Raw genomic sequence first — 6,451 nt, 5'->3', positions numbered from 1 at the left:
TACCGGGTGCCTGCGGACGAGCATGTCGCCGTCGCCCTCGCGGCACCACGCGCGCCCGTAGTGCCGAGCCATGCTCGGCAACCGCGCGCCAGCGCGGCAGATCTGTCCGAGGCCTTGCCCCCAGCAGACCGTTGCGGCTTCACCGAGGTTGAAACGGGGGCAGGAGGCGATGTCCGGCGTACGGAACGTTCGTGAGCGAAAGCAGCCGAGCATGGCTCGGCTCTACCGGGTGCCTGCGGACGAGCATGTCGCCGTCGCCCTCGCGGCACCACGCGCGCAGGTAGTGCCGAGCCATGCTCGGCAACCGCGCGCCAGCGCGGCAGATCTGTCCGAAGCCTTTCCCCCAGGAGACCGGTGCGGCTTCACCGAGGTTGAAACAAGGTCAGGTGGCGATGTCCGGCGTATGCCTCGTCCGCCGGAAGGTCCGCAGGCGAGAACAGCCGAGCATGGCTCGGCTCTACCGGGTGGCTGTGCCGCGACGGGCAGCCGAACAACGGGCGGCTCTACCCGGCTACGTAGAGCGCCACGTACTCGTGCACCGGCATGGCTTCCAGCACCACCGGGTCGAGGGAGGCATCCAGGATGCGGCGCTGCTGCTGGGTCGGGAAGGTGGCCGCCAGGTGGGCGCGGAACTTGTCCTCCAGCAGCGGGATGCCCTCGGCGCGGCGGCGGGCGTGGCCCAGCGGGTACTCCACGGCGGCGTCGAGCGTGCTGCCGTCGTTGAACACCACCTCCAGCGCATTGGCGATGCTGCGCTTGTCCGGGTCGAGGTAATCGGCGGTGTAGCGCGGCTCCTCCACGCAGGTGATCTTCGCGCGCAACGGATCGATGCGTGGGTCGGCGGCGACATCGTCTTCATAATCCTCGGCGACCAGCCGGCCGAAGATCAATGCAATGGCGACCATGTACTGCACGCAATGGTCGCGGTCGGCCGGATTGTGCAGCGGGCCGGGCTTGTCGATGATGCGCAGGCACGCCTGCTGGGTGCGCAGGGTGATGTGGGCGATATCCTCGCTGCGCCGGCCGGCCGCGCGCATCCGCGCGTGCAGCTGCATCGCCGCTTCCACGGCGGTCTGCCCGTGGAACTCGGCCGGATAGCTGATCTTGAACAGCACGTTCTCCATCACGTAGCTGCCGTAGGGGCGCTGGAAGCGGAACGGCTGGCCGCCGAAGGACACGTCATAGAAGCCCCAGGTCGGTGCGGTCAGCGCGCTGGGGTAGCCCATCTCGCCGGCCGCAGCCATCAGCGACAGCCGCACCGCGCGGCTGGTGGCGTCACCGGCCGCCCAGCTCTTGCGCGATCCGGTGTTGGGCGCATGCCGATAGGTGCGCAGTGCCTGGCCGTCGACCCAGGCCAGCGACACCGCGTTGAGCATGCGTTCGCGGTCCAGCCCCAACAGGTGGGAGACCACGGCGGTGGAGGCCACCTTGACCAGCACCACGTGGTCCAGCCCAACGCGGTTGAAGGCGTTCTCCAAGGCCAGGCAGCCCTGGATCTCGTGCGCCTTGACCATCGCCGCCAGCACGTCGCGCATGGTCAGCGGTGGCCGGCGCAGGGCTTCGGCATTGCGGCTGAGCCAGTCGGCGGTGGCCAGGATGCCGCCGAGGTTGTCGGACGGATGGCCCCACTCGGCCGCCAGCCAGGTGTCGTTGAAATCCAGCCAGCGCACCATCGCGCCGATGTTGAAGGCGCCCTGCACCGGGTCCAGTTCGAAGCGCGTCCCCGGCACCCGTGCGCCATTGATCACGCGCATGCCAGGCACCAGCGGCCCGAGCAGCTTGCTGCAGGCCGGGAACGCCAGCGCGGCCAGGCCGCAGCCCAGCGTGTCGATCAGGCAGTGACGTGCGGTGGTATAGGCAAGCGGCGACTCCACGCGGAAATCGCGCACGTAGTCGACGATGTCGGTCATCACCGCATCCCACGGCGGGCGTTGGTTGGCGTTGCTGTCGTGACCGGACATCGTGATCTCCTGTTGAAGCTACACCGTGTTGAAGCTACACCGTGTCGGCGGGTACCCGCACTGCGCCTTCCATCAGGACGCGCGCACTGCGGCTCATGATGGCCCGGGTGACCGTCCACTGGCCGTCAACGAACGCCGCCTGCGCGCCGACCCGCAGCGTACCGGAGGGATGACCGAAGGTGACCGCCTCGCGCTCGCCACCGCCGGCGGCCAGATTGACCAGCGTCCCGGGGATCGCCGCAGCGGTACCGATGGCCACCGCCGCGGTGCCCATCATTGCGTGATGCAGCTTGCCCATCGACAACGCGCGCGCGTGCAGGTCGATGTCGCCGGCCGCGATCCGCTTGCCGCTTGACGAGACGTATTCCTGCGCCGGCGCCACGAAGGCCACCTTGGGCGTGTGCTGGCGGGTGGCGGCCTGGTCGATGCTGTCGATCAGGCCCATGCGCACCGCACCGTGGGCGCGGATCGCTTCGAAGCGGGCCAGCGCGGCCTTGTCTTCATTGATCGCCGGCTGCAGTTCGGTGCCGGTGTAGCCCAGGTCGGCAGCGTTGAGGAAGATGGTGGGGATGCCGGCGATGATCATCGTCACCGGAAAGCTGCCCACGCCGGGCACGTCCAGAGTGTCGACCAGGTTGCCGGTGGGGAACATCGCGCCGCCCTCTCCATCATCGGACGGATCCAGGAACTCCAGCTGGATTTCCGCCGCCGGGAAGGTCACCCCGTCCAGTTCGAAATCACCGATCTCCTGCACCTGGCCGTCCACGATCGGCACGTGCGCCAGAATGGTCTTGCCGATGTTGGCCTGCCAGATCCGCACCGTGCAGGTGCCGTTGTGCGGGATGCGCGCCGGATCGATGAAGCCGTTGCTGATCGCGAACGGACCGACCGCCGTACTGAGGTTGCCGCAGTTGCCGCTCCAGTCGACGAACGCGGTGTCGATCGCGACCTGGCCGTACAGATAGTCCACATCGTGATCGGGCACCGACGCGGCGGCGATGATCACGCACTTGCTGGTACTGGACGTGGCCCCGCCCATGCCGTCGGTGTGCTTGCCGTAGGGATCGGGCGAACCGATCACGCGCATCAGCAGCGCGTCGCGGGCCGGGCCCGGTACCTGTGCGGCCGCCGGCAGGTCGGTGAGCCGGAAGAAGACACCCTTGCTGGTGCCGCCACGCAGGTAGGTGGCGGGGATGCGGCGTTGGGGGAGGAAGGTCATGGCAGATGCCCTGGAAGTGTCGGGAAGGTCAACGCTGGGCGACCAGCGCGGGAAGACGTTTGTGCTCGGCCGGCGCGCGGCGCCGCTTCGAGCGGAACAGCCACAGGGTGGCCAGCAGCAACAGCGCCCCCATGCCACCGACGCTGCGGGCGCGCCCATCCGGTGCGCGCCCGTAGTGCCCTTACGCTGCCTGCGAGGCTTCCAGGAAGTCCTGGGCAAAACGCTGCAGCACGCCACCGGCCTCGTAGATGGATACCTCTTCGGCGGTATCCAGGCGGCAGGTGACCGGCACCATCAGCTGCTCGCCGTCGCGGCGACGGATGACCAGGGTCAACTCGGCACCCGGCACGCGCGTGCCGACCACATCGAAGGTCTCGGTGCCGTCGATGCCCAGCGTCCTGCGGTTCACGCCCGCCTTGAACTCCAGCGGCAGCACGCCCATGCCGATCAGGTTGGTGCGGTGGATGCGCTCGAACCCTTCGGCGGCGATCGCCTCCACGCCGGCCAGGCGCACGCCCTTGGCGGCCCAGTCGCGCGAGCTGCCCTGGCCGTAGTCGGCGCCGGCGATGATGATCAACGGCTGCTTGCGCGCCATGTAGGTCTCGATCGCTTCCCACATGCGGGTGACCTGCCCTTCCGGCTCCACGCGCGTCAACGAGCCCTGCTTGACCTGGCCATCGACCACGGCCATTTCGTTGATCAGCTTCGGGTTGGCGAAGGTGGCCCGCTGCGCGGTGAGGTGGTCGCCACGGTGGGTGGCGTAGGAGTTGAAGTCTTCCTCGGGCAGGCCCATTTTCGCCAGGTATTCGCCGGCGGCGCTGCTGGCCATGATCGCGTTCGACGGCGACAGATGGTCGGTGGTGATGTTGTCGCCGAGCACCGCCAGCGGACGCATGCCCGTGAGCCCTCGCTCGCCGGCCAGCGCGCCTTCCCAGTACGGCGGGCGGCGGATGTAGGTGCTCTGTTCGCGCCATGCATACAGCGGGCTGATCGGCGCGCCGTGTTCGACCTTGAAGGTGAACATCGGGTCGTAGACCTGGCGGAACTGCTCCGGCTTGACGCAGGCCTTCACCACCGCATCGATCTCCGCATCGCTGGGCCACAGGTCCTTCAGCGTGATCGGGTTGCCGTCGGCGTCGTGGCCGAGCGCATCCTTTTCGATATCGAAGCGCACCGTGCCGGCGATCGCATAGGCCACCACCAGCGGCGGCGAGGCCAGGAACGCCTGCTTGGCATAGGGATGGATGCGGCCGTCGAAGTTGCGGTTGCCCGACAGCACGGCGGTGGCATACAGGTCGCGGTCGATGACTTCCTGCTGGATCTTCGGGTCCAGCGCGCCGCTCATGCCATTGCAGGTGGTGCAGGCGAAGGCGACGATGCCGAACCCCATCTGCTCCAGGTCACCCAGCAGGCCGGCCTCCTCCAGATACAGCTGCACGGCCTTGGAGCCGGGCGCCAGCGAGCTCTTCACCCACGGCTTGCGGGTCAGGCCGGCGCGGTTGGCGTTGCGCGCCAGCAATGCCGCGGAAATCACGTTGCGCGGGTTGCTGGTGTTGGTGCAGCTGGTGATGGCGGCAATGATCACCGCGCCATCGGGCATCAGCCCCTGTTCCTGTTCCAGCTTGCCGGAGGCCAGCTTGGCTTCATCGGCGATGCCGCGCGCGGCCAGTTCGCTGGTGGCCACGCGCTTGTGCGGGTTGGACGGGCCGGCCATGTTGCGCACCACGCTGGACAGGTCGAACTGCAGCACGCGCTCGTACTGCACGTGGGCCAGGTCGTCCGACCATAGCCCGGTGGCCTTGGCGTAGGTTTCCACCAACTGCACCTGGGCTTCCTCGCGGCCGGTCAGACGCAGGTAGTCCAGGGTCTGCTGGTCGATGGAGAACATCGCGGCAGTGGCGCCGAACTCCGGGGTCATGTTGGAGATGGTGGCGCGGTCGCCGATGGTCAGCGCGGTCGCGCCTTCGCCATGGAACTCGATCCATGCCCCCACGACGCGTTCCTTGCGCAGGAACTCGGTCAGCGCCAGCACGATGTCGGTACAGGTGATGCCCGGCTGGGGCCGGCCGGTGAGCTCCACGCCGATGATGTCCGGCAGGCGCATCCACGAGGCGCGACCGAGCATGACGCTCTCCGCTTCCAGCCCGCCCACGCCGATCGCGATCACGCCCAGCGCGTCCACGTGCGGGGTGTGGCTGTCGGTGCCCACGCAGGTATCGGGGAAGGCCACGCCGTCGCGCACCTGCACCACCGGCGACATCTTCTCCAGGTTGATCTGGTGCATGATCCCGTTGCCCGGCGGAATCACATCGACGTTCTTGAACGCCTTCTTGGTCCAGTTGATGAAGTGGAAACGGTCTTCGTTGCGGCGGTCTTCGACGGCGCGGTTCTTCTCGAACGCGGCCTTGTCAAACCCCGGGAATTCCACGGCCAGCGAGTGATCGACGATCAGCTGGGTAGGCACCACCGGGTTGATCTGGGCCGGGTCGCCTCCGGCATCGGCAATCGCATCGCGCAGGCCGGCCAGGTCCACCAGCGCGGTCTGGCCGAGGATGTCGTGGCACACCACGCGTGCCGGGAACCAAGGGAAATCCAGGTCCTGGCGGCGCTCGATCAGCTGCCGCAGCGAGGGCTCCAGCGTGGCCGGGTCGCAGCGCCGCACCAGGTTTTCGGCCAGCACGCGCGAGGTGTACGGCAGCGTGGCATAGGCACCGGGCTGGAGCGCGTCGACGGCGGCGCGGGTATCGAAATAGTCCAGCGAGGTGCCGGGGAGGTTCTTGCGGTAATGGCTGTTCATCATGGCTGGCGATAGCTGCTTGTTGGCGGGCCGGGGCGTCGTGACACCGGCAAAGAGGAGGTGCGACGCCGCAACGGAAGGGGCCGGCATCGCGCCGGCCTCCTCCGCAATGCACCCTCTACAGGGTGCGGTACGTCTGCATCACTTGCGCTGGTCGATCGGCACGAAGGCCTGGTCTTCCGGGCCGGTGTAGTTGGCGCTGGGGCGGATGATCTTGCCGTCGATGCGCTGTTCGATGATGTGCGCGCTCCAGCCGGAGGTGCGTGCGATGACGAACAGCGGGGTGAACATCGCCGTCGGCACACCCATCATGTGGTAGCTGACCGCGCTGAACCAGTCCAGGTTGGGGAACATCTTCTTGATGTCCCACATCACCGTTTCCAGGCGCTCGGCAATGTCGAACATCTTGACGTTCTGCTGCTCGGCGGAAAGATCGCGCGCCACTTCCTTGATGATGTTGTTGCGCGGGTCGCT

4 protein-coding genes are annotated in these 6,451 nt (G+C 67.7%); all 4 read right to left on the bottom strand.

What is annotated here, in order from left to right:
- Positions 1 to 503: 503 nt before the first annotated feature.
- Entirely contained in the window at positions 504 to 1,961 is a 1,458-nt protein-coding gene (locus RTO53_RS09815; protein WP_312237615.1) for a bifunctional 2-methylcitrate dehydratase/aconitate hydratase, read from the bottom strand.
- A 34-nt stretch (positions 1,962 to 1,995) separates the two neighbouring features.
- Positions 1,996 to 3,180 (bottom strand): 2-methylaconitate cis-trans isomerase PrpF, encoded by a 1,185-nt coding sequence (gene prpF, locus RTO53_RS09810; protein ID WP_312237614.1) that lies wholly within the window; start codon positions 3,178 to 3,180, stop codon positions 1,996 to 1,998.
- Positions 3,181 to 3,361: 181 nt separating this feature from the next.
- Positions 3,362 to 5,977: a Fe/S-dependent 2-methylisocitrate dehydratase AcnD gene (acnD, locus tag RTO53_RS09805; protein ID WP_312237617.1), complete on the bottom strand. Its 2,616-nt coding sequence runs from the start codon at positions 5,975 to 5,977 to the stop codon at positions 3,362 to 3,364.
- A 141-nt stretch (positions 5,978 to 6,118) separates the two neighbouring features.
- Positions 6,119 to 6,451: citrate/2-methylcitrate synthase (locus RTO53_RS09800; RefSeq protein ID WP_312237613.1), on the bottom strand; the 333-nt coding region annotated here is incomplete at its 5' end.

Origin of the sequence: Stenotrophomonas sp., from assembly GCF_031995405.1 — a bacterium.
GTDB lineage: Bacteria > Pseudomonadota > Gammaproteobacteria > Xanthomonadales > Xanthomonadaceae > Stenotrophomonas.
The sequence above is the reverse complement of the archived record's forward strand: the minus strand, read 5'-3'. Positions and strand labels throughout refer to the sequence as shown.